General features: G+C 47.1%; 23 protein-coding genes. 11 read left to right on the top strand and 12 right to left on the bottom strand.

What is annotated here, in order from left to right:
- Positions 1–115: 115 nt before the first annotated feature.
- Positions 116–1,009: a LysR family transcriptional regulator gene (locus tag MHB71_RS27120; RefSeq protein ID WP_340028155.1), complete on the bottom strand. Its 894-nt coding sequence runs from the start codon at positions 1,007–1,009 to the stop codon at positions 116–118.
- Between the two features lie 167 nt (positions 1,010–1,176).
- Between MHB71_RS27120 and MHB71_RS27115 the strand changes: the two genes are divergently transcribed.
- Positions 1,177–2,034, top strand: coding sequence for an alpha/beta hydrolase (locus tag MHB71_RS27115; protein WP_036612931.1), 858 nt, complete (start codon positions 1,177–1,179; stop codon positions 2,032–2,034).
- 159 nt (positions 2,035–2,193) lie between these two features.
- Here the strand turns inward: MHB71_RS27115 and MHB71_RS27110 are convergent, their stop codons facing one another.
- The 4 genes from MHB71_RS27110 to MHB71_RS27095 form a co-directional block, all read right to left on the bottom strand.
- Positions 2,194–2,865 (bottom strand): GNAT family N-acetyltransferase, encoded by a 672-nt coding sequence (locus MHB71_RS27110; protein WP_340028154.1) that lies wholly within the window; start codon positions 2,863–2,865, stop codon positions 2,194–2,196.
- A 46-nt stretch (positions 2,866–2,911) separates the two neighbouring features.
- Positions 2,912–3,586 (bottom strand): GNAT family N-acetyltransferase, encoded by a 675-nt coding sequence (locus MHB71_RS27105; protein WP_339284639.1) that lies wholly within the window; start codon positions 3,584–3,586, stop codon positions 2,912–2,914.
- A 254-nt stretch (positions 3,587–3,840) separates the two neighbouring features.
- Complete coding sequence (locus MHB71_RS27100) at positions 3,841–4,698, bottom strand: carbon-nitrogen hydrolase family protein (protein WP_036612939.1); 858 nt, start codon at positions 4,696–4,698, stop codon at positions 3,841–3,843.
- Between the two features lie 112 nt (positions 4,699–4,810).
- Entirely contained in the window at positions 4,811–5,695 is an 885-nt protein-coding gene (locus MHB71_RS27095) for a LysR family transcriptional regulator (protein ID WP_036612948.1), read from the bottom strand.
- Between the two features lie 161 nt (positions 5,696–5,856).
- Here MHB71_RS27095 and MHB71_RS27090 point away from each other — a divergent pair, with 161 nt between their 5' ends.
- The 5 genes from MHB71_RS27090 (at position 5,857) to MHB71_RS27070 (ending at position 9,269) form a co-directional block, all read left to right on the top strand.
- Complete coding sequence (locus MHB71_RS27090) at positions 5,857–6,228, top strand: CidA/LrgA family holin-like protein (RefSeq protein WP_017691758.1); 372 nt, start codon at positions 5,857–5,859, stop codon at positions 6,226–6,228.
- Positions 6,225–6,905 carry a CidB/LrgB family autolysis modulator gene (locus MHB71_RS27085; RefSeq protein WP_340028153.1) on the top strand — a complete coding sequence of 227 codons (681 nt, stop codon included), beginning with the start codon at positions 6,225–6,227 and terminating at the stop codon, positions 6,903–6,905. The genes MHB71_RS27090 and MHB71_RS27085 overlap by 4 nt, the downstream gene beginning before the upstream one ends.
- Before the next feature lie 105 nt (positions 6,906–7,010).
- Positions 7,011–7,529, top strand: coding sequence for an AbrB/MazE/SpoVT family DNA-binding domain-containing protein (locus tag MHB71_RS27080; protein WP_036612972.1), 519 nt, complete (start codon positions 7,011–7,013; stop codon positions 7,527–7,529).
- 127 nt (positions 7,530–7,656) lie between these two features.
- Positions 7,657–8,352 (top strand): Crp/Fnr family transcriptional regulator, encoded by a 696-nt coding sequence (locus MHB71_RS27075; RefSeq protein WP_076329276.1) that lies wholly within the window; start codon positions 7,657–7,659, stop codon positions 8,350–8,352.
- Between the two features lie 77 nt (positions 8,353–8,429).
- On the top strand, positions 8,430–9,269 hold the full coding sequence (locus MHB71_RS27070; RefSeq protein ID WP_083677525.1) for a DNA alkylation repair protein: 840 nt from the start codon (positions 8,430–8,432) through the stop codon (positions 9,267–9,269).
- Positions 9,270–9,394: 125 nt separating this feature from the next.
- Here the strand turns inward: MHB71_RS27070 and MHB71_RS27065 are convergent, their stop codons facing one another.
- A complete protein-coding gene (locus tag MHB71_RS27065; RefSeq protein WP_051447288.1) occupies positions 9,395–9,775 on the bottom strand; it encodes a DoxX family protein in 381 nt (126 codons plus the stop codon).
- A 424-nt stretch (positions 9,776–10,199) separates the two neighbouring features.
- On the opposite strand from MHB71_RS27065, the gene MHB71_RS27060 reads away from it, so the two are divergent.
- Positions 10,200–10,499, top strand: a complete 300-nt coding sequence (locus tag MHB71_RS27060) for a helix-turn-helix domain-containing protein (RefSeq protein WP_026081419.1) — start codon at positions 10,200–10,202, stop codon at positions 10,497–10,499.
- A gap of 104 nt (positions 10,500–10,603) precedes the next feature.
- On the opposite strand, the gene MHB71_RS27055 is transcribed toward MHB71_RS27060, so the two are convergent.
- The 5 genes from MHB71_RS27055 to MHB71_RS27035 all read right to left on the bottom strand — a co-directional run bounded on the left by MHB71_RS27055 (position 10,604) and on the right by MHB71_RS27035 (position 16,782).
- Positions 10,604–11,608 carry a Gfo/Idh/MocA family oxidoreductase gene (locus MHB71_RS27055; protein WP_076329275.1) on the bottom strand — a complete coding sequence of 335 codons (1,005 nt, stop codon included), beginning with the start codon at positions 11,606–11,608 and terminating at the stop codon, positions 10,604–10,606.
- Between the two features lie 68 nt (positions 11,609–11,676).
- Positions 11,677–13,335, bottom strand: coding sequence for an FAD-dependent oxidoreductase (locus MHB71_RS27050; protein WP_076320319.1), 1,659 nt, complete (start codon positions 13,333–13,335; stop codon positions 11,677–11,679).
- A 401-nt stretch (positions 13,336–13,736) separates the two neighbouring features.
- On the bottom strand, positions 13,737–15,224 hold the full coding sequence (glpK, locus tag MHB71_RS27045) for a glycerol kinase GlpK (RefSeq protein WP_340028152.1): 1,488 nt from the start codon (positions 15,222–15,224) through the stop codon (positions 13,737–13,739).
- A 28-nt stretch (positions 15,225–15,252) separates the two neighbouring features.
- Positions 15,253–15,822, bottom strand: coding sequence for a glycerol-3-phosphate responsive antiterminator (locus MHB71_RS27040; RefSeq protein ID WP_074092664.1), 570 nt, complete (start codon positions 15,820–15,822; stop codon positions 15,253–15,255).
- A gap of 192 nt (positions 15,823–16,014) precedes the next feature.
- Complete coding sequence (locus tag MHB71_RS27035) at positions 16,015–16,782, bottom strand: GTP cyclohydrolase II (protein WP_340028151.1); 768 nt, start codon at positions 16,780–16,782, stop codon at positions 16,015–16,017.
- A gap of 362 nt (positions 16,783–17,144) precedes the next feature.
- Between MHB71_RS27035 and MHB71_RS27030 the strand changes: the two genes are divergently transcribed.
- The 4 genes from MHB71_RS27030 (at position 17,145) to gntK (ending at position 22,040) form a co-directional block, all read left to right on the top strand.
- Positions 17,145–18,380 carry an ABC transporter substrate-binding protein gene (locus MHB71_RS27030; RefSeq protein ID WP_340030232.1) on the top strand — a complete coding sequence of 412 codons (1,236 nt, stop codon included), beginning with the start codon at positions 17,145–17,147 and terminating at the stop codon, positions 18,378–18,380.
- Positions 18,381–18,496: 116 nt separating this feature from the next.
- Entirely contained in the window at positions 18,497–19,375 is an 879-nt protein-coding gene (locus MHB71_RS27025) for a sugar ABC transporter permease (RefSeq protein WP_143781166.1), read from the top strand.
- Positions 19,376–19,395: 20 nt separating this feature from the next.
- Complete coding sequence (locus MHB71_RS27020) at positions 19,396–20,223, top strand: carbohydrate ABC transporter permease (RefSeq protein ID WP_036612996.1); 828 nt, start codon at positions 19,396–19,398, stop codon at positions 20,221–20,223.
- Positions 20,224–20,489: 266 nt separating this feature from the next.
- Positions 20,490–22,040: a gluconokinase gene (gene gntK / locus MHB71_RS27015; protein ID WP_340028150.1), complete on the top strand. Its 1,551-nt coding sequence runs from the start codon at positions 20,490–20,492 to the stop codon at positions 22,038–22,040.
- A gap of 603 nt (positions 22,041–22,643) precedes the next feature.
- Here the strand turns inward: gntK and MHB71_RS27010 are convergent.
- Complete coding sequence (locus tag MHB71_RS27010) at positions 22,644–23,033, bottom strand: nuclear transport factor 2 family protein (protein WP_340028149.1); 390 nt, start codon at positions 23,031–23,033, stop codon at positions 22,644–22,646.
- Positions 23,034–23,200 lie beyond the last annotated feature (167 nt).

Genomic DNA, 23,200 nt, shown 5'->3' with positions numbered 1-23,200 from the left:
ACACATCTATAACGTACATGATCAATCCTGCAAGGATGAACATGTGCGTTATTTGAATTACACACAATCGGCATTCAACCCTTTTCCATTTCAGAAGGCTACAAGAGCTGATGGATCAATATTCTTTAAAATATTTCAGTAGTTCCGATTGGAAACTTTCAGCAGTAAAACTACGCTCTCGATTTTTATGAACAATCAGACCATGCGTAAAGCTTATTTTAGAAGTAAAAGGAAGAATTTTTAATCTACCCATCTTTAGTTCGTTTTTGATCGCTATTTTAGGGACCAAGGCAAAACCTTTTCCACAGCATACAAGTTCCTTGATCATCTCAAGACTTGAAAGCTCTAACGCATCCTTAACCACAATCCCTTCATTCTTTAGAACATCTACAGCAGTCGTATGATACAAACAAGATGTGCCGTTACTGATAAACACCTCGTCATTTAGAATCTGCGCCCCTACACTTTCCACTTTCCAAACCAAATCCTCAGATGCAACAAAAACAATAGTCTCTTCCATAATCGGATAAAAGAGAATGTCATGTCGCTCAGGGTTTTGAGGAACAATGCCAAAATCCAGGGCATAACCCAGCACACTTTTTAGAATATCTTGATGCGCCCCTTGTTCAACACGTAAATTTACGCTTGGAAAGTTTCTCGTATATTCCTGTACAAATGGAAGCATGCGTGTAAGAAAAAAGGATTCCTGTAGTCTAATATTTATTGTTCCGCACGGCTGATTCATATCATTCATACTTTCTTTAAGGGATTCACTTAAGTGGACATACTGATAAGCATATTTGGAAAATACTTTTCCAGCTTCCGTAGGTTCCACCCCTCGTGGAAATCGATGAAACAACTTCTGTCCGCAGATCTTCTCCAGCTGTTGAATATGAGTTGTTACTGTGGACTGGACATAACCTAAGCGCTCCCCAGCTCGGCTGAAACTCTTCTCTTCAAGCAAAGCAATAAATGCCTGAAAAAAACGACCCTCTAAGGAATTTATCATATCTTTCACCCTTTTGTATTTCGATTTAAAATAGCTAGCATTCAATCTATTCATTATTCAAATAAACATATTAATTATACAATAAAAACACGTCATCACCAGTTGTACAAGTAAGTAAGAGAAATAATATTGGACTTCTTAATGAATCCAGAAGGAGATGTAAAAAAATGAAGATTAGTTATCAGCACCAGAAAGTTGGAGATGTCGAAGTTTTTTACCGTGAAGCCGGGCCTAAGGATGGCCAAGTTATTTTACTATTACACGGGTTTCCATCCTCTAGTCATATGTTTCGCGACCTTATTCCCAAACTGGCAGAACAATACCGTGTCATTGCCCCTGATCTTGCTGGGTTTGGTCGCACAACAACTCCACCGCGTAGTCAGTTTGACTTCACATTTGACAGCCTGTTTCGAGTTATTGAAGGTTTCACTGAAGCATTAGCTCTTAAGAAATATGTAATGTATGTGTTTGATTATGGGGCACCTGTCGGTTATCGCTTGGCAGTGGCTCACCCGGAACAAGTTCAAGCCATTATTAGTCAGAATGGCAACGCATATGTCGAAGGGTTTAGTGACGCATGGGGACCATGGGAGATGTATTGGCACTCTCCAACACCTGAAAATCGTGAAGCATGTCGTGATTCCTTAACCCCCGAAACTATCCGTAACTTTCAGTATCTTCATGGAACTGATGCTAGCCTTGTTTCACCAGACGGATATTCACTGGATATTGCCTACATGTCACGCCCGGAAGCTGAAGAAATCCAACTGGATTTAATCCTCGATTATAGAACAAACGTGGATCTTTATCCTGAATTTCAGGCTTATTTCCGCAATTATCAACCTCCTCTTCTAGCTGTATGGGGTAAAAATGATCCTGCTTTTCTTCCTGCTGGAGCTTTAGCTTATAAGCGTGATATCCCATCTGCAGAAGTACATTTACTTGATACTGGGCATTTTGCTCTCGAAACACATGTGACAGAGATCCATGAGCTCATTCACCACTTCTTAAAGAAAATATTTTAAAACCAACTTACATTGGCTCAATCTCAACCTTGAACTAAATAGAAAAAGCCCGTAGAAATCAGGTCCAATAATGGCCTGTTCTACGGGCTTTTTGCATCTGTCATCATTCTTCAAGGTACTTGCAACGCCACTATGATTTAATGTTCTATCCCGTCCAGTTTACAACGGCAGTAGCGCAACCGACTTGCGAGCAGTCAATTGCTCTACCATGGCAAGCCATTCTTGTGGTTTGTTAGGAAGCACTGCATAATATCGATTCAGGAAATCAGCCACCAGGCTTGCTGGCAGTTCACCAAGCGACTCATCACCTGGCATGAAGCACAGGTCCAAGCCGCCAACCGCTTCACCGTCACCTTGCCAAGATGGATGAACATATGGGAAGTCCAGACGCTGATATCCCAGATGGGACAGAACTTCGCGACGCACATACGGGTCCATCGGCTTGATGCCGCCAAACTCGTGATCCTGACTCAGATAAGGGTTGTAGATTTCGGCAAACATACCGAACAATTCTTTCCCGTTTGCTGCAGCCAGCTTTTGCAGATCACGCTTGCGGTGATTCGCCAGGAAACTGCCGATCCCCAGACCTTCACGCCCAATAATCGTGAAGTCCGTCATGGCTACGTTCCAGTCCTCGTAATAACGGTACTCCGTCGCTCCAACAACCTGTCCCTCATGTACAGCCACGAACACCCGAATACCCGGATCTTCCAGCGGTTCTTCCCAAAAGGGGAAGTCCAGCACTTCTTCCCGCGGGAAAATCTCCTGCATCAACTTGTGCATTTGGGCAAACAATGGATCTTTAATGGATGTAATGCGCGTGAATTCCATGGATAAATACCCCCTCGATTGATAATGTATTTCATTTAACATTTCTTTATCTGAACGGATTCTGCCACTCCATCAGGGCTGCATAGTTGCAGGATTCCTCATCGTCCAGATAGTCTGCGGTCACACCAACAGGCATGCGGCCACAGCGAAGCAGGAACGATATCACCGGGTCACGCCTCTCTCCCGCTGCTACCTGATCCAGATATTCCTGCGCAGACAGTTGGTCTGCAACCAAATGATAACCAGGCATTCTACCAGCACCAAGTAACCGATCCATCCCCTGAGCGATGACAAGGTGGTACATCGCCTGCATCATAAGCTGAGCCAGTCCCCATTTGCGGTACTTTGGACGAACACAGAGATCAACAATATACAGCGTGTTGCCATCCGGCTGGTGGTTACGAATATAACCGTCATCCGTTACTTGGGCCCAGGTATGACTTGCTGGATGTGCAGGGTCCCACTGCATCCGTAGTGAGGTCATTGAGCCAGCCAACTCTCCATCGACTTCAATACAGATGGCACCCTCCGGGTAATGCTGTACATGACTGGTGAGCTGCTCGTGACTCCAGAGCAGTTCTTCCGGATAAGGAGGAGGGAAACTCTCCGCCTGAATGCGAATGAGTTCCTCAAAGTCGGCAGTAACATAATTGCGAACGACTGCTTTTACCCTTTTACCACTTCGCTCCGGATCGGTGATCAGCATTTCTTTGGTATACATGTTGCCGGTTCACCCCTTTCCACTGACAAAATGAATTCCCTACTCTGTTTCGCTTCGGTTTTAATTATGTGTTCAAAAAGGTCGGTTTTCAGTACCGAGAAGATGGGATGAAGCTAGAAATGGAGTAGCGGAGCGTAGGGAAGACTACGTGAGCAACGGACATTTCGGCTGAATTCCATATTCGATGCTGATGATGCCACTAGGCATCCTTCGTAATCAAAAGCGGGCTTTTTGAACAACCTCTATAAGGTTGCCTACTCCCAATCGGTATACAGATCAGTACGGCGGTCACGCCAGGTCGTTACCGATCCACGTTCACGTACCTCATACAACAAGTCCAGATCCAGATCGGCGGTCACGATCATATCGTTGTTAATCTCACCCTCGGCCAGAATGCCACGTGGCGGGAACGGAATATCATTCGGCGTAATAATTGCAGCCTGTCCATAGTTGGCACGCATGAAATCAACGGTCGGCAGGTTACCCACTGTTCCGGTTAACACAACATACACCTGATTCTCTACCGCGCGGGCATGACTCGTATAACGCACACGGTAGAATCCGTGACGATCGTCCGTACAGGAAGGACAGAAAATTACGTCTGCGCCTTTGGCTTTGGCCATCCGTACAATTTCCGGAAATTCAATATCGTAACAAGTCAGCATCGCAATACGGCCTTTGTCCGTGTCGAACACCTCAAGTCCCTCTCCGGGAGCCATGTTCCATTCCTGGACTTCGGTTGGTGTAATGTGAATCTTGTCCTGCCGCGCGATGCGACCATCCGGGTAGAACATGTGGGCTGTATTATACAGCTTCCCTTCACGGCGAATGACGTGGGTTCCCCCGATGACGTGCATGCCGTACTTGGCAGCGAGTGACGTGAACAGTTGTTCATATTGCTCCGTAAAGTTTGGCAGATCCTCAATTGTCAGAGCATTGCCTTGTTTGTCCCCAATGGACATTAATTGCGTTGTGAAAAATTCAGGGAACAGCACAAATTCAGTTCCGTATTCGCTCGCTGTCCGTATGTAATGCTCAGCCTGAGCGGCGAACTGCTCAAACGAGCTGATTGTGTGCAATTGGTATTGTACAGCGGATACCCGCAGTTTCATGTTCGTACACCTCCATCAAGATTATGCTTCCATTGTAACAACGATCCGGGGTCAACAAAAGAGTGTTTACACTGGGCACTACAATGACAGAATAACCTTCCGATCGCTTCCCTTACTCACCCAGCATCGACTGTGTGAATCCGATCCACTCTCTTGTGGCAAAAGACAGATAGCGGTCCTTCCGCCAGATCATGCCGAGCTGCCATGGAATCACCGGTTCCACCACGGGTATAATGCGCACGCGCATGTTGTCTACCTCACGACAGATCGTTTCCGGTAGTAGAGCTACACCCAGATTGGCGGCAACCATTGCGCTGAGCAGATCCCACTGGGAGCTCTCATATACCACACGGGGCTGGAACCCAGCATGCTGACAGGCCACAATAATCCGGTCATGCAATGCAAAATCCTCCCTAAACAACACAAAGGCATCGTTTTCCAGTTCATGCAGCGCAACCGACTCTTTCCCCGCAAGTGGATGTGAAGGGTGTACAAGCAGGTTCAGCTTCTCTTTGACAAACACAAAATGATCCAACAGTTCATCCACGGTTGGCAGTACGGCAACGCCAATATCCAGTGCACCACTGATCACATCGGCCTCCACTTTTTTGGCACCATCCTCAAACAGCTGAATGGTCACCTGCGGGTAGGCTTTGTGAAATTCACCAATGATCATGGGGAAAAAGCTTGATCCTACCATTGGCGGCAAGCCGATCCGCAGATGGCCTTTCTTCAAATTCATCAGGTCGTCCAATTCGGACGACAGACTGCGGAATGATTTTTCAATCTCAAGTGCCTGCCGAAAAAACACATGACCTGCATCGGTTAATTCCACTTTTTTGCCATAACGGTCCAGTAGCGTGATACCCAATTCCTCTTCAAGACTCTTGACCGTCTTGCTGATGGTAGGTTGGGTGATATACAGAACTTCGGCGGCTTTTGTGAAGCTCTGCTGCCGGGCAACTTCCAGAAAATATTGCAAATGGCGGATATCCATCGGTTGATACTCACCTCTCATAGACAAATGGAATAGTAAACATTCTTATTATGCATTTTACTCATGAAAGAATGCCATGTAAAATTTGTGATATCAAATGAATCATTTTCATTTTCATAATAACTTAAACAATTACGTTGATTATACAAGGAGGGATTGAAGTGAAAAAATGGGGCCTTGGTATTGCACAAGTTGCGCTCTTAATGGTTTTTTCACTGCTCATGGACCTGCTGGCCCGTACTCTCCATCTTCCTGTACCAGGTTCAATACTCGGTATGGTTGTGTTATTCATTCTGCTTCAGACTCGTGTCGTGAAGTTGCGCTGGATTGAAGTTGGAGCTGCCTGGTTGCTCGGTGAACTATTGTTATTTTTTATCCCGTCAGCCGTTGGCATTATGAACTATATGCCCATGTTAGAGCATGACGGACTACAGATTTTATTCATCGTACTACTTAGTACATTCCTGGTCATGTCCTGCACAGGCCTGGTGGCTACACGAATTGCCAAACGAAAGGAGCGTCACACCGGATGATTGGATTCCTCTGCCTGTTGTTAACCGTCGGTATTTATTGGGTTACCAAACGAATATATCGCAATCTGCCGAAAGTATATCTGTCTCCACTGCTCATTACGCCGCTCCTCGTCGTTGGCATATTGCTCGCAACGGGAACGGATTATGCCACGTATAGCAGTGGTGGCAAATGGCTGAGTCTGCTTCTTCAACCGGCCACGGTGGCTTTTGCCGTACCGCTCTATACCTTTTTCCATGTACTCAAAAAACATATTTCCGAGATTGTCTTCAGTGTCATGACTGGCTCGGTTGTTGCCGTACTTTCTTCTGCCCTGCTCGCCAAATGGTTGCGCCTGGATTCCGGTCTCATTCATAGTCTGATCCCAAGATCGATTACCACCCCAATTGCCATGAACGTATCCGCCACTATCGGTGGCATACCCGCAGTGACAGCTGTTTTTGTTATTATGACTGGTCTGCTCGGAGTAATTATGGGCCCTTCCATCGTCAAAATGCTGCGCATCGATGGTGAGATTGCACGAGGCACACTGTTTGGAACCGGTGCCCATGGCACAGGGACATCCAAGGCGTTTGAACTGAGTTCCCTGACCGGTACCATCTCCAGCATCTCCATGGTGCTCGCTGCATTGTTCACTTTAGCGGTTGCACCCGTGCTTTCTAAACTTATTTTCCCATAATGGATGGAATTATCCACTTTTTTGAAATATTATTGTTGTATTAAAGCCCTTTCTTCCTTACAATAAGGACAGGTTTTTAATTGTGAATATTGCGGGGGAGATGCGATGAAAAGAACCGGAATGAAGAGATCTCTGGACCGTCTTGGACGAATTGTCCTTCCCAAAGAAATGCGGGATACGATGGAAATCCATATCGGCGATCCGCTTGAGTTTTTCATTGAAGGAAAAGAGTTGATTTTAAGAAAGTACAAATCAACATTATGTATTTTTTGCGGTGATGTAGATACGGAAATGTATTTCAAAGAACAATTCATCTGCCGGACTTGTGCAATTCAATTAAAACACCCGGATGACTCTCCCAACTGGTTCGTACCTCAGAACAAACAGGCTCCTGCACCCGTGGAGCGTCCTGCTTCCAAATCCGCCCCAGTCTCATCTCCCGCTAGGGAAGAAGGGACCACAGCTGACAACCAAGAATATCCGGACCTGCGGCCAAAGACGGCACGTATGCTGCAACAGATGAAAGAAATTGTTGAACAGAATCCCGGTTTGGCTCAACAGCAAATTGCGGAAAAGCTTGGCATCAGCCAAGGACGCGTCTCTCAATTAAAAAAGTTACTATAATCAAAATGGCATTTGATCATTTATAGTCAGAAGACCTTCCGATCAGGAAGTCCCGCTGCAAGAGAACCCGTTGTTTTTCGTGGGTTCTTCTTTTTTTTATATTCATATTGTAATGGAAAGGAGTTCTATGGATAAAATTCTGTATTTATCACAATTCGACCTCATGTCCTCCTTATCCGAGGCAGACCTGATTGAAATGGATGGGATGACTTCTATTACGACCATACCTAAAAACAGACAGATCCAGACACCCGATACGTTTACAGAAGGTTTCTATTTTGTAAAACGGGGAAAGGTTCGTTTATATACATTAAATCCGGAGGGCAAGCAGTTCACTCTCGATATTTTGACGGAAGGTAACGTGTTTGGAGAAATGAACGGAATCTCACTCGGAACACGTGCCGTTTATATCGAAACGATGGAGGAGTGTGATATTTGCCTGATGAACAAACAACGTTTTGAACAGTTTCTGATTGAACATCCGGAATTTATGATGAGACTGATGAACGTACTAAGCGAGCGGATCAAACGAATGAGCGAGTTGACACAGACGCTTGCACTCGGAAACCTGCATGAAAAGGTGATACATAATCTCTTCCGGCTGGCTGAACAGATGGGATGTATCGAAGAAGATGAGTACTGCCGGATTCAACTCGGGCTTACCCATCAGGAGATTGCCTGGATGGCAGGAGCCACACGGGAATCGGTTACGATTGTCATGCAAGAGTTAGCAAGAGCCGGCCGTATTCGTACCGGATTCAAATCAGTCTCCCTTCATCGTGACGAAATCGCTAACCTCCGGAAAATCACTGCCCACTTGTAAGATGCCTTACATCCCTGTTCTCCAGCAAGTTGTATTGTATAACGCATGATGTTATACAACCAAGGAGGAGTATACCGTTGGATGCTAAGCCAAATCTATTTATCCCTGAAGACATTTTTCGTCGCAAAGGTGCCCGTAAAGCAACGGAAATTCCTGAGCATATCCGCAATTGGCTACAAGCAGGACATATCGAATCGGTCAATCTGACCGAATGGCTGGCTGTAGATCATGTTTCTCTTTTTCAGAAGGTTACCCATGAATGGGGAATGGATGCCGAAACCAGAGCAATTACAGAGCAGTTAACACAGATGGATGAGCAGCGGATCATGAAAATCATCCCGGCCATAGCCATGCAATGGCTTGATCTGTTGAAACGTCCATCAGTCAATGAAAAAACGAATCTCTTTTGTTCCATTGCAGAGCATCGTTCAGACAGTGTTCGCTGCTGGGCGGCTTATATCATTGGGCTAGATTCCGGTCTGAACCTGACTGAAAAGTTGGAGCATATTCGGCCCTTTGCAGCAGATCATCACTTTGGTGTAAGAGAAATCGCCTGGATGGCTGTACGGGAGTCCATCTCTGCCGAATTATCCTTAGCCTTGCAGCAGTTAATCCCATGGAGCGTTGACCCTGATCCACTGATCCGTCGATTTGCCATAGAATCAATCAGACCTCGTGGCGTCTGGGCCAAGCATATTCAGGAGTTAAAAGAAAATCCGGCCATGGCCCTTCCCTTGCTTGACGCGGTGAAATCCGATGCCCATAAGTATGTGCAGGATTCGGTAAGTAACTGGCTGAACGACGCCAGCAAGACCAATCCAGAGTGGGTGCGGCAGGTCTGTGCCACTTGGACTCAGCAGTCGGATACCAAACATACGCGGCGAATCGTTACACGTGCCACGCGAAGTCTTACATAAAAAAAGATGACCACTGCTTACTGGCAGTGGTCATCTTCTGCATAGGCATCCGCGTTTACATTCCTTTTGACAGGAATACCTTTTCCTCAGTAAATAGCCCAATAACGTTCCCTCTTATCTTTAACTTACGCCTGAATCGCGTCCATCTGGCCTTCTTCTTCCGCTTCCAATCTGCGCATGCCCACAACCAAAACAATTATGTTAGCTACCAACAACACAGCCGGGAACGGAACAGCAGCGTATTGTGCATAGATCAGATGACTTCCCACGGCCCCAATCAGAATGAATGTCAGTATGCCAGAAGCCAGGATGCGAGTACGTGGAATCAGCAAACCTACTGCACTAAGCAACTCCGCGGCACCCAGCAGATACATGGTCCATGTCGGATAAGAGAAACTTTCGAATGTCTGAATCATCATGTCTGCTCCACTAATCTTGTTAAACCCCGTCATGACGAAGACACCTGCTAACACAACCAGAAAAACGTAACCCAAAATCTTGTTCATATGTATATCCTCCTGTAACAAATTATATGTTCCTACTAGGTAATGATTATTTTGCTTCACATTGTAAAAAAAAAGAATCTATGTAAAAGTTCCCAAAGGTCACTCTGTTTTCAAGCGTTCAGCCCCGTTCAATTTTCAGAATAGTACGCGTTCAAATTATACGTATTATTTATCACCAACTTACTTTTGTGAAGTTAGTATATAATAATAATATAATTTCTTCAAGTAATTTTTCACTGTATGATGTATAATACATACAAAAGGTATGTTACAGTATATTTTGTAGTAACCCTCATTTACTTGGATGTCCTATATTCTTAAAGCGGCAGAAATCATGTCCTTTCATATACAACTTTGAAGAAAATCATTATGAATCGAGGTGAACACGTTGAAGCTGAAAAAAGTAAAATCACCAAGTCCCTGTATGATCACTCAAGCCATAGACATCATAGGCAAGAAGTGGGTACTGTTAATCATGTACCAACTGTTGTCCGGACCCAAGCGGTTTACGGAGCTTGAAGCAGAGATGGCGATCAGTGGACGACTTTTATCGGAGAGATTGAAGGAAATGGAGACGGAAGGTATCGTAACCCGACACATGTTTCCCGAGATACCTCCCCGTGTAGAGTATGAATTGACACCGAAAGGCAGAGCCATTGAACCTGTCATTGATCAGATCTACAGTTGGTCATCCGACTGGTTGAAACAGCAGAAATCCGAGTAGTTGAATTGCTACTTAATAATCTCTACTCAACACAAATACGCCTGAATCAGGCTGATCTGCGGATCATTCCCTGATTCAGGCGTATTTATATTACCTTCAACCTTTTAATGAGAGAGATGTTTTGATGGCTGAAGCTGTACCGGCAGACCGGAATCTGCCGATGCCAGCGCCGCCGTCGTAATCTCCTGTGTACGGCAGGCATCCGCATAATCGGACAGAATTCGTGAACGGTCTCCCGTACGCAGGGCGTGAATGAACGCTTCATTCTCACGCTCGTATGGGTTATGTCCTGCCGGAATCTCCAGACCTGCCATCGCATGTGTTGCGGCACTTGGCAGAAGCAAACGTTCTGGCGTCCAATCCCATACACCTGCATCCGTGTAGAACTGGAGTCCTGCGCCGCCCTCTCCGTCTGGCAACAGACATGTATTGGCGATACTGGCAATCGCTCCACTTTCCAGCTTGAGCGTCACATTTGCCACATCGGCTACGGTCACATGCTCATGCTTCTCATGCATGCTTCGCTGAGCTGCTACAGCATATACCTCCGTAACTTCTCCTGCACAATACCGAAGCAAGTCTACAATATGTGTAGTCTGCTCTACGAATTGTCCTCCTGAACCGTCCTGACGCCGCCACCAGGCGACTCCTGGCATTCCGCCCATCCAGCGGCCAAGAGCCATGCCGACCGTCTGTTCTTTCATCGATTGCCGCAGGACCTGCGCAGCCTCCTGATAACGGAAATGGTATCCTACAGAGGTTAACAATCCACTCTTTTGCACCTGATCCAACACCTGACGCGGAACATCCATTCCGGTGCTCAACGGTTTCTCCACCAGGAATGGAATACCGCGGCGGATTAATTCGGATTCAATCGATCCGTGAGACATCGGAGGCACACAGATATACACCGCATCCAGCTTCTCACCATCCAGCATATGTTCAAGTTCCCCGTAACCAACAGCATCATAAACGAAGGCCATAGCCTCTGCCTTTTCGAGCGAAGTTCCACAGACACTCGCAACACGAACACCTTCCATCCGTGCGAGAATATCCGCGTGTACCTTACTGAACCAGCCTGTTCCAATGATTCCGATCTGTAATGTCATGGATGTAATCCCCTCTCTATGTTACACGCTTACATGTTCCATTCGACTCTCGATCTTGAAATCCTGCCTTAGATTTTTCCGGATGCTTCCAGCAACAGCTGATCCAGTTCCTGTGTATGTTTAACCACTTCCTCTTCTGACCAGTCCAAACGACCTGCCATATACGAGATAACTGCTGCTTTATAGCGACGAACTTCATTAATACGGAAGAATAAATCACCTGTTCTTCGTACCAAAAAGTCAGATGGAGTTGCAGCCATCTCTTCATCAATCGCGTAATGTAGCATAAGCAATAACTCCTGTGGCATGCCATGAAGATCGGACTTGGTGCGTGGATCGGGCATTCGCTCATACAGTGCCTCCACATTGGAACCATACGTGCGAACCAGCCGCTCCGCAGCAGGTCGGGCAAGCCCGAGAGCAACACCGTCCTTGATCTTGCGCTCCGCATACGATACAAATCCAGCCGATCCCCCTACATCACCGCCGGAGATGGGCATCTTCTTTGTTACACAAGGGCCTATGGAATGCCCACTCTCCTGCTCCATCTGGCGTGCGACCAGATCAACAACCATCTCGGCCATTTTACGGTACCCGGTTAACTTGCCCCCGGCAATCGTAATCAGATTGGATTCGGATACCCAGACTTCATCTTTACGTGATATTTCGGAAGGATTCTTGCCTTCCTCATGAATTAGTGGACGTACACCCGCCCATCCGGATTCCACGTCCTCGGTACCAATGTGTACATCTGGAAACATGCCATTAACTGCATCAATCACATAATCGCGATCCGCGTCGGAAATTTGCGGGTGTGCAGGATCGTCCTGATATACAGTGTCGGTTGTACCTACATAGGTTTTGCCATCACGTGGGACAGCAAATACCATTCGACCATCTGGTGTATCAAAATAGACGGCCTGTCTTAATGGGAATCGTTCACCATCAAAGACCAAATGAATGCCTTTGGTCATCTGCAGCGTTTTCCCCTGGCGCGAACCGTCCAATTCCCGCAGACCGTCCACCCATGGACCGGAAGCGTTGATCACCTTGCTTGCTTTCAGCATATATGCCTGACCGTCGATCTGATCCACGGCTTCAATACCTGTAATCTTGCCATTCTCCTTCAGGAAACCTTTCGCCTTAACGTAGTTCACTGCCTGTGCCCCACGTTTGACAGCTTCTTTCATAACTTCTATGGTGAGCCTGGCATCATCAGTCCGGTACTCCACATAGAGTCCACCACCCAACAACCCCTGTTTGCGTAACAGAGGTTCACTATCTGACACCGCTCCAGCATTCAACATTTGGCGCCGTTCACTGCGCTTCACCCCGGCAAGCCGATCATACACCATCAGTCCAATGGATGTGCTGAAACGGCCGAACGTGCCAGCCGTATAGATCGGTAACAACATCGGTTCCGGTGTGGTCACATGTGGCCCATTTTCATAAACTACAGCCCGCTCCCGTCCTACCTCAGCAACCATCTTCACTTCATATTGCTTCAAATAACGCAATCCGCCATGGACAAGTTTGGTCGAACGACTGGATGTACCTGCTGCAAAATCCTGCATTTCTACAAGCGCCGTCTTCAACCCACGCGAAGCCGCATCCAATGCAATCCCTGCGCCTGTAATCCCGCCGCCAATAATCAATACGTCAAAATGTGCATTCGCCATATTTTGCAAATATTCGGTCCGTTGTGCTGACGAGAACGTTTCTGTCATTCTTGAACCTCCCATTGATTCCTTAATATTTCCGTAAAAAAACAAAAAAAAGGACCACGTCATTCGCTCAGCAATTGCTGAGCGGCACGTGGTCCCTCCCGATCTCCAGACATCATTTTTTTAACTTGTGCCTTTATCCTATCACAGATTTTTGACGGCGTGAAGTCCTGAAATGACACATTATTCAAAAAAAATTCAAAAAGTTGTTCTGCCAAAGGATGGAATTTCAAATGAATCCACTAACCTTGTTTTTTTCCTTATAGTGGGTATATATTTTGCCTTCTCCAGGAAGAATAACCCTGTAAATCATGCATCATTTTCCACCAGTAAATATCATTTATAACATATGTTTAGTTAAAAAGTACAAATACCCACACCAAGAAATATTCATTTCATTTCTTTTATTTAAAAGCCATTGCTGCGTTCACTGCACGCTTCCAACCTGCATACAATTCTGTCCGCAGTTCCTCAGCCATAACAGGCTGGAAGACACGCTCCGTATTTTCATGATCCGTCAATTCATCCGCACTCGTCCAATATCCTACCGCCAATCCTGCCAGATAAGCCGCACCCAATGCAGTCGTTTCATTCACCGTTGGGCGTTCGACAGGAATGCCCAGAATATCACTCTGGAACTGCATGAGAAAATCATTGGCCGCCGCTCCTCCATCCACACGCAGAGCATGCACGGGAATACCCGAGTCGGATTCCATTGCCTCCAGTACATCTTTGGTCTGATACGCCAACGCCTCAAGCGTAGCACGGATAAAGTGTTCCTTTGTCGTGCCTCGGGTCAGGCCAAACACCGCACCCTTAACCTCACTATCCCAATACGGACTGCCCAGTCCCACAAATGCAGGTACCATATAAACGCTGTCTGTCGAAGGCACACGTGAGGCGTAATCCTCGCTATCTTTTGAAGAGCGAAGCATTCTTAATCCGTCACGCAGCCACTGAACCGCTGAACCTGCAACAAAAATGCTGCCTTCGAGTGCATATTCAACCTTGCCATTCATCCCCCAGGCAATCGTTGTAATCAGTCCGTGATTGGATTGTACCGCGTTCTCTCCCGTATTCATAAGCATGAAACAACCGGTACCATATGTATTTTTCATACTGCCCTTGGTGTAACAGCCCTGACCAAACATCGCTGCCTGTTGATCTCCTGCTGCTCCCGCAATCGGAATCCGATGACCGAAGAAATGATAGTCTGCTGTGTGTGCATACACCTCGGATGAACCTCGCACTTCTGGTAGCATAGCCTTGGGAATGTCGAGGATATCCAACAATTCGTCATCCCATTGCAGATCATAGATGTTATAGATCAGAGTACGTGAGGCATTGGATATATCCGTGACATGTGTACCCCCGCTCAGTTTCCAGATCAGCCAGCTATCAATCGTACCAAACAGCAGTTCACCCTTCTCTGCCCGCTCCCGGGCACCAGGGACATGATCCAGAATCCACTTCACCTTTGTTCCCGAGAAGTAGGGATCGATCAGTAATCCTGTTTTACGGCGGAAAAGGTCCCCGAGACCCTGTGTCTTCAGTTCTTCACAGATATCTGCGGTCTGTCTGGATTGCCATACCACTGCATTATAGATGGGTCTGCCTGTTTCTTTGTCCCATACCACAACGGTCTCACGTTGATTCGTAATTCCAATTCCGGCAATCTGAACAGGTTTAATTCCGCTCTCTGCCAGACATGAAGCCATCACGGCAAGAATGGAACTCCAGATTTCGTTGGCATTCTGCTCTACCCAGCCCGGTTTGGGGAAATATTGAGGGAATTCCTGCTGTGCAATGTGCACAATCTCCCCGCCACGGTTAAATAGAATAGCTCGGGAGCTTGTTGTTCCCTGATCCAGAGCCAATATATATTTTTCCATACAGACAACCTCCTGTTGTGGGTTCTTTTTAAGGTGTAAGCGATTTCTCGAAGTGTCGGATCAGATCTGTGTTGGATGTGGTCACTGCCGTAGCCCCGACGCCAAGCGCAAGTTCAACCTCTTCCGGTGAACGGATCAATCCCCCTGCAATAATGGGTATCCCTGTACGCACAGATACTTCCGCAATAATATGCGGAATGACGCCAGGTAATACTTCAATATAATCCGGTTGGGTTTTGGCCAGCAGCAGATAACTTTTCTCCAGTGCATGGGTATCGAGCAGAAAAATACGTTGAATCGCTGTAATGCCTTTCTGCTTTGCCTTCTGAATGACACTCGCTCGCGTAGAGATCAGTCCTGCAGGGCGAATGTGCTGACACAGATACTCTGCCGCATACTCATCATTCTTCAATCCTTGGACCAGATCTGCATGCAAAAGTATCTTTTTGTCGTACCGCCGAGCCTCGTCCATTACACTCTGAAGTTGTGCAATATGCGTTTCCAGCATCACCCCATAGGTATAAGGGCCTTCAATCATCGCTTCAAACTGCTTCATGCTCTTTGCAGCCGGCAATATACGTTGTCCCTCAAATGGCACCTTGGTTCCTCCCGCATTCATCAGATGACTATATTGTATAATCCGCACTGCGGGAACGGCAAGCCATTCCGTGAATCAGGAAAACCTGATCGCTACCCTATCATCCATAGCAAAAAGCCGCTGTTGTACTTCTCCATAACAGAGAGTACATCAACGGCTAGCCATCTATTCGTATACGTCTATAAATAATGATTAACCCTGCGCATGCGGAAGCAGCGTCTCTGCCCCAGCCCAACCATCACTTTCTGACAAATGACCGGAACGGTTCACTTTCGTTTGCAGATATTTCTCGTTGAAAGCAGAGCGATCTCCCCATAGTGGCACACGTCCGCCCACATTCAATCCCGCTTCCTGCAAAGCAGCCAGCTTCCGTGGATTGTTGGTGATCAATGTAACCGGTGCGGAGCGAAGCGCACGCAATACGGCAATCGCATCGTCATAATTGCGGGCATCGTCTGTGAATCCGAGTTGCAAGTTTGCATCTACCGTATCCAGACCTTCTTCTTGCAAAATGTACGCCATGGCTTTGCTGAACAGACCAATGCCACGTCCTTCATGGTTGGCAAGGTAGAACAGTGCGCCCGCTCCGTGAGCGGCGATCATTTTCATGGATTGCTCCAATTGGAAGCCGCAATCACAGCGTTTGCTGCCAAAGATGTCGCCTGTATGACAGATGCTATGCATCCGGATCAGCGCTTCTTGTGCTTCAGCAAAGTCACCATACACCAGAACACTGGATTGTTGACGCTCTGCCAGTTCAGCTTCAGCAAGAGATTCAATTAACTCGCCGCTCTCCATCGCTTTGTCCGACTTCATCCAGCTATACCACTGGAATGTCTTGGTCTCCCCATCGAGGTTTACCGGGAGTTTGATTGGCCCCACCAGGTATATGAACTCTTTTCCACTCGGAAAAGTCTGAATTTTGGGGGCAAGCAGTTGAATAATATGTGAATTGATCATTGTCGTTCCTCCTGTTTAGGCCAACTTGTCTGTTGATTGATTCGCATCCAAAGCGAAAATGGATCACTTGGACGTTATATAGTACGTATCTATATTATTCTCATCATCATTAGTTACTTTATGTAAGTTAGTTTAGAATAAAAATTATAATGTGTCAAGTAACTTTTATTTTTAAAGTAACTACCCAATTTATGTTACGTAATCGACACAAATATGTGTTTCATTTCAGGAATATTGGGTATGAGTTTATAAACTGCTCATACACTAATGTTGTAGTCCAAAGCACTTCATGCCTCGAACTTAATGATGAGGGGGTAATACACATGATCCGCCGGAAAAGAACTTGCTGGACAGCCATACTGATGGTCTGCGTCCTGCTCATAAGCGGATGCTCCATCTGGCCCGGACAGGACGATTCAGCGAACAATAAAAAGGTAGCGCTTACATTATGGTACTGGAATCGTTCCATCGATGATAAGTTGATTGCCAGGGCTAAGGAAAAGTTCCCCAATATCGAACTGACAGCTCAGAAAATCGGCGGTGATTTCAAAGCAAAACTCAAAACAACACTCGCTGCACGCTCAGGTGAACCAGACATTGTAGCATTGAACGACTGGATCATGGAGCTATTTCCCAGTGAGGACCGTTTCTATAATCTGTATGATCTCGGTGCAGGAGATATTGAAGACCAATATCTGCCGTGGAAATGGAAGCAAGGCGTTACGCCAAGCGGACAGATGATCGGTTTCCCGATGGATACGGGCCCAACAGCCCTCTTCTACCGAGAAGATCTGTTCAAGGAGGCCGGATTGCCATCTGATCCCGAGGACGTTACACGCCAGATCAACAGTTGGGATGCATATGCTGATGCCGGAGAACAGCTCAAGGAAAAATTCGGAGGCAAGGTTTTTCTAACCGACAATATTGCAACCGTTTACAATCAAGTCATATCTCAGTCTGCGGAGCGTTATTTCCGGCCGGACGGGTCCTTTATCGGCATGGATTCCCCTATTGTGGGCAAGAGCTGGGATACGGCCGTTGCTTTCAAAGAGAAGGGACTGCTAGCCAATGCAGATGGCTGGACTCCAAGCTGGAACGCCGCGATGAATAATGGCGAAATCGCCTCTTTCGTGGGTGCCGTCTGGATGAAACAAGTGCTTCAGGAAGCCGCTCCGGATACCTCCGGGAAATGGCGGGTCGCTCGGGCACCAGGGGGAGATGGCAACAACGGGGGATCATTCCTGTCCATCCTGAAGTCGAGTGAACATCCTCAGGAAGCCTTTGAACTGGTTCGCTGGCTGCAAAGTCCCGAAAATCAACTGGAGCAATATCAGACACTGAACCTGTTCCCTTCTGCACCAGGTGTGTTTGATGATCCTGCCATGAAAGAAAAAGAACCTTTCTTCGGTGGACAGGCGACAGGGCCTGTATTTGCCGAATCGGCACAGGATGTGCCGGATGCTTTCTTTGGCGAAAGATACCCATCCGTACACAACATTATCACCCGGCGGCTGAATGATGTCGCGAAGCAAAATGCCGATCCACAGCAGGTCTGGACGGATACGGTACACCGCGTCGAGCGGGAATTGCAGCGTTAACCTGAACAACGTGTGGTTTCGTTATCCGCAAAGGAGGAATTCATATGGCTGTAACTGAACCTCGTCTTACTCCCGATCCCGGAAATGCAAGACCTGATCTGGATCGGCAGAAGTCACTGTGGGCCAGAATGTGGGAGCATCGTGCACTTTATGTTGCGATATCGCCGTTTTATATTCTGTTTGCGGTATTTGGGCTGTTCCCGATTGGGTTCTCACTCTATCTGGCTTTTCATAAATGGGATGGCATCGGTATCATGACGTTTAACGGACTCAACAATTTCAAATACATGCTGACCGATGCCGAGTTCTGGCAAGCCGTGGGCAACACGTTCATGATCTGGATCTATTCGACGATTCCGATGCTCTTTTTCGCCCTGATTATTGCCTTTTTGCTACATGCACCATTTGTGAAGTTCCGTACCCTGTTTCGGGTCGGTTATTTTCTGCCAAACGTCACATCCATCGTGGCGGTAGCCATTATCTTCGGTGCTTTATTTGCCAACAATTATGGCTTTCTCAATTATCTATTGCAGTCGGTCGGGCTACCGGTTGTGGAGTGGCTTAATGCACCATGGGGCATTAAAGTCGCAATCTCCTCCATGGTGGTCTGGCGCTGGACCGGATATAACGCCGTCATCTATCTGGCCGGACTTCAGAGTATTCCGCAGACATTATACGAAGCGGCCAAGATTGATGGCGCATCAGCGATACAGTCCTTTTTCCGAATTACAATTCCGATGTTGCGTCCTGTGATCCTGTTTACGGTCATTACATCAACGATTGGCGGTATGCAACTGTTCACCGAGCCACAAGTATTGGTAGGCAATGACGGTGGCGCAGGTGCAGCTGGCATGACGATTGTACTGTACCTCTACCGTGAATCCTTCATTAACAATTACTTCGGATATGGCGCTGCCGTTGGTTGGGGCATGTTCCTCATTATCGCCCTGTTCTCGATTGTGAACTGGAAGCTTGTTCAAGGCAAATCATCCTGATGTGATAAGGGGGAGCACACATGGCGACCAAACACCTCAAATCGCTGGTGTTGTATACCGGTCTTATCGGGGGCATGCTCATATCCATGTTCCCGTTCTATTGGCTGATTGTAATGTCCACCCGGACAACGTCCGATATCTACAAGTTCCCACCCCAGCTCTGGTTCGGCGGTGAACTGTGGAATAATATTACGCGGGTGTTGCAGCAGATTGACTTCTGGGGCGCCTTTCTGAATACGTTGTTTGTGTCAGGCCTTGTGACCATTCTGGTGCTGTTTTTTGACTCACTAGCGGGGTTTGCGTTTGCGAAGTTTGAATTTCCCGGTAAAAAGTGGCTATTCATCTTGCTGCTCGCAACCATGATGGTACCTTCCCAGCTGTCGCTGGTGCCTTCCTTCGTACTCATGGCTACGTTCGGTTGGGTCGGTTCCTTCAAAGCTCTCATTATTCCGGGCATGGTGAACGCCTTCGGCATCTTCTGGATTCGCCAGTATGCAACAGAGTCCATTCCCAACGATCTGCTGGATGCGGGCCGCATCGACGGCTGTAATTTCTTCCGACTTTATTGGAACGTGGCACTTCCAATTCTGCGACCTGCCTTTGCTTTCCTCGGCGCGTTCACCTTTATCGGCGTATGGAATGATTATCTGTGGCCTTTGATCGTCCTGACGGATGAACGCAAATACACGTTGCAGATTGCGTTGTCCCAATTAAACGGACTGTATAACACAGACTATGCCATGGTTATCGCGGGTACGTTGCTTGCCGTCATTCCGCTCATCGTTATGTTCCTGTTCATCAGCCGCCAGTTTATTTCGGATATTGCCGCAGGGGCGGTGAAGGACTAAGATTGTGGCATTTTGATCCATCCCTCAAGTCTGATATTCTTATCTATAGATGAAATAACAGATGCCATATAAGTTGGATGAATAGCACCACGTGCACGAAGGGGACAGAAAGGGCCTGAAGAAATGGAGTTAAAAGCTTTCCAGAGGAAAGCTACTTCGAAAGCATATGCTTCGCATTTACGCGATCGGAAGGCTTTCTGTACCCGAAGTGTTAACGTGTAACAGCATTCATTTCACTTATATATTTAAGAAAGAGGGATGACAAAATGGCTTCTTCACCCTATATGATCGGCGTAGATATCGGCACGACCTCCACCAAGGCCGTCTTGTTCGAACAGAACGGAACCATTGTGGCTCAAGGCAGTGCCGATTATCCGCTGCACACCCCCACACCTGCGATTGCGGAGCAGGATGCGGAAGATATTTTCAAAGCAGTCATCGATTCCGTTAAACAGGCCACTTCCAAAGCGGGAGTGAAGCCAGAGGACATCCTGTTTGTATCCTTCAGTTCAGCCATGCACAGCATTCTGCCTGTCGATCAACACGGCAAACCGCTGATGCGGGCCATGACTTGGGCGGATAATCGCAGTGCCGAGTGGACCGAAGCACTCAAATCGGAGATGAATGGTCACGAAATATACCTGAGAACAGGTACGCCGATTCATCCGATGTCCCCACTCACCAAGATCATGTGGCTCACTCGGGATCAACCGGAACTGTTCAGACGGACGCACAAATTCATATCCATGAAAGAATATGTTTTCTATAAATTATTTTCTGAATACGTCATTGATCACTCCATGGCCTCCGCAACCGGACTCATGAATCTGGAAAAACTCGACTGGGATGCAGAAGCGCTGCATGTGGCGGGCATTACGCCGGAACACCTGTCCCGATTGGTTCCAACCACTCATGTGCTGAAACATGGGTTGCACCCGGAGTACGCCAAGGAGATGGGCATTGCGGTCACCACACCATTTGTCATCGGTGCAAGTGATGGTGTGCTCTCCAATCTGGGCGTGAACGCCATTGATCCGGGCGTCGTGGCCGTGACCATTGGTACCAGTGGAGCGATTCGTACAGTCGTAGATAAACCGGTGACCGATCCCAAAGGACGCTTCTTCTGTTATGCGCTCACGGAGGATGCCTGGGTCATTGGCGGACCGGTGAACAATGGCGGTGTTATTTTTCGCTGGATTCGGGACGAGTTTGCAGCTTCCGAGGTGGAGACTGCGAAACGACTTGGCATCGATCCATATGAAGTGCTCACTCGTGTCGCGAAAAATGTACCTCCAGGTTCGGAAGGTCTCTTGTTCCATCCGTATATGACAGGTGAGCGGGCTCCGCTCTGGAATCCCAATGCACGGGGTTCGTTTTTCGGCCTGACGCTGCATCATAAGAAAGAACATATGATTCGCGCCGCGCTCGAAGGTGTGTTGTTTAACCTGTACACGGTCATGCTGGCGATCGAAGAAAAGATTGGCCGTCCGAAAAAAATTCAGGCGACAGGCGGCTTCGCCCGCTCTGAGTTATGGCGCCAGATGATGGCCGATATTTTCGATCAGGATGTCATCATCCCCGAAAGTATCGAAAGCTCCTGCCTCGGCGCAGCCGTACTGGGCTTGTATGCTCTTGGCCGCATTGATTCCCTGAGTGCCGTCTCCGGCATGATCGGATCAACGTATCGGCACCAGCCGGACCCGGACAGTGTCCGCGTCTACCGGGAATTGCTGCCCATCTTCATCCGCATCTCCCGTAAGTTTGAAGAAGAGTATGCGGATATTGCTGCTTTTCAGAATAAGACGATGCAAGGGTAGGGAAGTCGTGGGATGTTACACGTCGGGGATTTAAAAAGTCGAACATGGAATACGCTAACGAATCGTAGACGTCTTATTTGAAGCTTTTAGCATGTTTTCAAAATCTAACGAACCTGAGCCACCTTATATCGGCTTACATGGGGCACGAAACTGCTCTAGAACCTAATATCTAGCCTACTAACTTGTCTGTGGTTCGTTAGAAAATTACTTTTGCCAAATATCCTCCAATAGCGCGTCTCAGGTTCGTTAGAATTGACAGACTATTGTCACCATGCAGAAAGTCACCATCTCCTAAGCTGCGTCTGGCTCAGAATAACCTAAGGCTCTAGCGACTACGTCTTATGCACGTTCATGAGGACCGTCCGCCATGTTTAAAACATGTGGGAGGGTCTTTTTCATGAACAGATTTTTATGTACAGATCTTCATGTACAGTTTTTGTGTACCAATTTCCCTGTAGAAACTGTGCTATCAGAGTGATGAAGCCCTCGTCCCCAGCGCCTTTAAAATCACCTAAATATGCGAACAAAAAAAGCCCCACAGCTTGAAAGACTGCGGAGCTTCGTTTCCTAACCATTGCATTATTACCTATTAATACTCCGCTATTACTGATTATACTTGTTGAACGCATTCTGGTCAGCCTGTACATTCTCTAGGTACACGATCTGCCCCGCATCATTCACACGCGCAATATCAATGCCTGCTTTGGCATATACCGTTCCGTCTGCCGCTTGTCCACATACCGCCCAGTTGGTCTGGTAGCTGCCGTCAGGCTGTTGCACCCACGCGTCCCACATATGTTTTACATCCTTATTATATTCGTAGAAAGCTTTCATAAAACCATCGAATCCTGTTCGGCTGGTGCCGTTAAGCACAATCTCCGCGTCCGGTGTAAACAGGGACAATAAGTCCTGCATGGCGCGCTCGTCTGTACGTGAAGCATCAAATAAACGGAAATAGTTGTTCAACAGTGTAGTGGTACTCATAGTACTCATTTATATTCCTCCTAGAATAAAAAGCCGTTTTCTAATCTTTCAGTTCGAATATTTTCGAACTAATTGAAAAGAAATGTATCATACTTCTTATACTGCCTGCAAGAAATATATAAGTTGAGACCGACTTTTACACTAACACGGAGAGTGCAGAACCAATCTGAAGAAGC

Origin of the sequence: Paenibacillus sp. FSL H7-0940, assembly GCF_037979415.1 — a bacterium.
GTDB lineage: Bacteria > Bacillota > Bacilli > Paenibacillales > Paenibacillaceae > Paenibacillus > Paenibacillus amylolyticus.
This window is presented reverse-complemented; position numbering and strand designations above follow the sequence as displayed.

Coding starts and splice junctions, on each gene's coding strand:
- MHB71_RS27120 (WP_340028155.1), bottom strand. CDS start 1,009: ATGATAAATTCCTTAGAGGGTCGTTTTTTTCAGGCATTTATTGCTTTG.
- MHB71_RS27115 (WP_036612931.1), top strand. CDS start 1,177: ATGAAGATTAGTTATCAGCACCAGAAAGTTGGAGATGTCGAAGTTTTT.
- MHB71_RS27110 (WP_340028154.1), bottom strand. CDS start 2,865: ATGGAATTCACGCGCATTACATCCATTAAAGATCCATTGTTTGCCCAA.
- MHB71_RS27105 (WP_339284639.1), bottom strand. CDS start 3,586: ATGTATACCAAAGAAATGCTGATCACCGATCCGGAGCGAAGTGGTAAA.
- MHB71_RS27100 (WP_036612939.1), bottom strand. CDS start 4,698: ATGAAACTGCGGGTATCCGCTGTACAATACCAATTGCACACAATCAGC.
- MHB71_RS27095 (WP_036612948.1), bottom strand. CDS start 5,695: ATGGATATCCGCCATTTGCAATATTTTCTGGAAGTTGCCCGGCAGCAG.
- MHB71_RS27085 (WP_340028153.1), top strand. CDS start 6,225: ATGATTGGATTCCTCTGCCTGTTGTTAACCGTCGGTATTTATTGGGTT.
- MHB71_RS27080 (WP_036612972.1), top strand. CDS start 7,011: ATGAAAAGAACCGGAATGAAGAGATCTCTGGACCGTCTTGGACGAATT.
- MHB71_RS27075 (WP_076329276.1), top strand. CDS start 7,657: ATGGATAAAATTCTGTATTTATCACAATTCGACCTCATGTCCTCCTTA.
- MHB71_RS27065 (WP_051447288.1), bottom strand. CDS start 9,775: ATGAACAAGATTTTGGGTTACGTTTTTCTGGTTGTGTTAGCAGGTGTC.
- MHB71_RS27060 (WP_026081419.1), top strand. CDS start 10,200: ATGATCACTCAAGCCATAGACATCATAGGCAAGAAGTGGGTACTGTTA.
- MHB71_RS27055 (WP_076329275.1), bottom strand. CDS start 11,608: ATGACATTACAGATCGGAATCATTGGAACAGGCTGGTTCAGTAAGGTA.
- MHB71_RS27050 (WP_076320319.1), bottom strand. CDS start 13,335: ATGACAGAAACGTTCTCGTCAGCACAACGGACCGAATATTTGCAAAAT.
- glpK (WP_340028152.1), bottom strand. CDS start 15,224: ATGGAAAAATATATATTGGCTCTGGATCAGGGAACAACAAGCTCCCGA.
- MHB71_RS27035 (WP_340028151.1), bottom strand. CDS start 16,782: ATGATCAATTCACATATTATTCAACTGCTTGCCCCCAAAATTCAGACT.
- MHB71_RS27030 (WP_340030232.1), top strand. CDS start 17,145: ATGGTCTGCGTCCTGCTCATAAGCGGATGCTCCATCTGGCCCGGACAG.
- MHB71_RS27020 (WP_036612996.1), top strand. CDS start 19,396: ATGGCGACCAAACACCTCAAATCGCTGGTGTTGTATACCGGTCTTATC.
- gntK (WP_340028150.1), top strand. CDS start 20,490: ATGGCTTCTTCACCCTATATGATCGGCGTAGATATCGGCACGACCTCC.
- MHB71_RS27010 (WP_340028149.1), bottom strand. CDS start 23,033: ATGAGTACTATGAGTACCACTACACTGTTGAACAACTATTTCCGTTTA.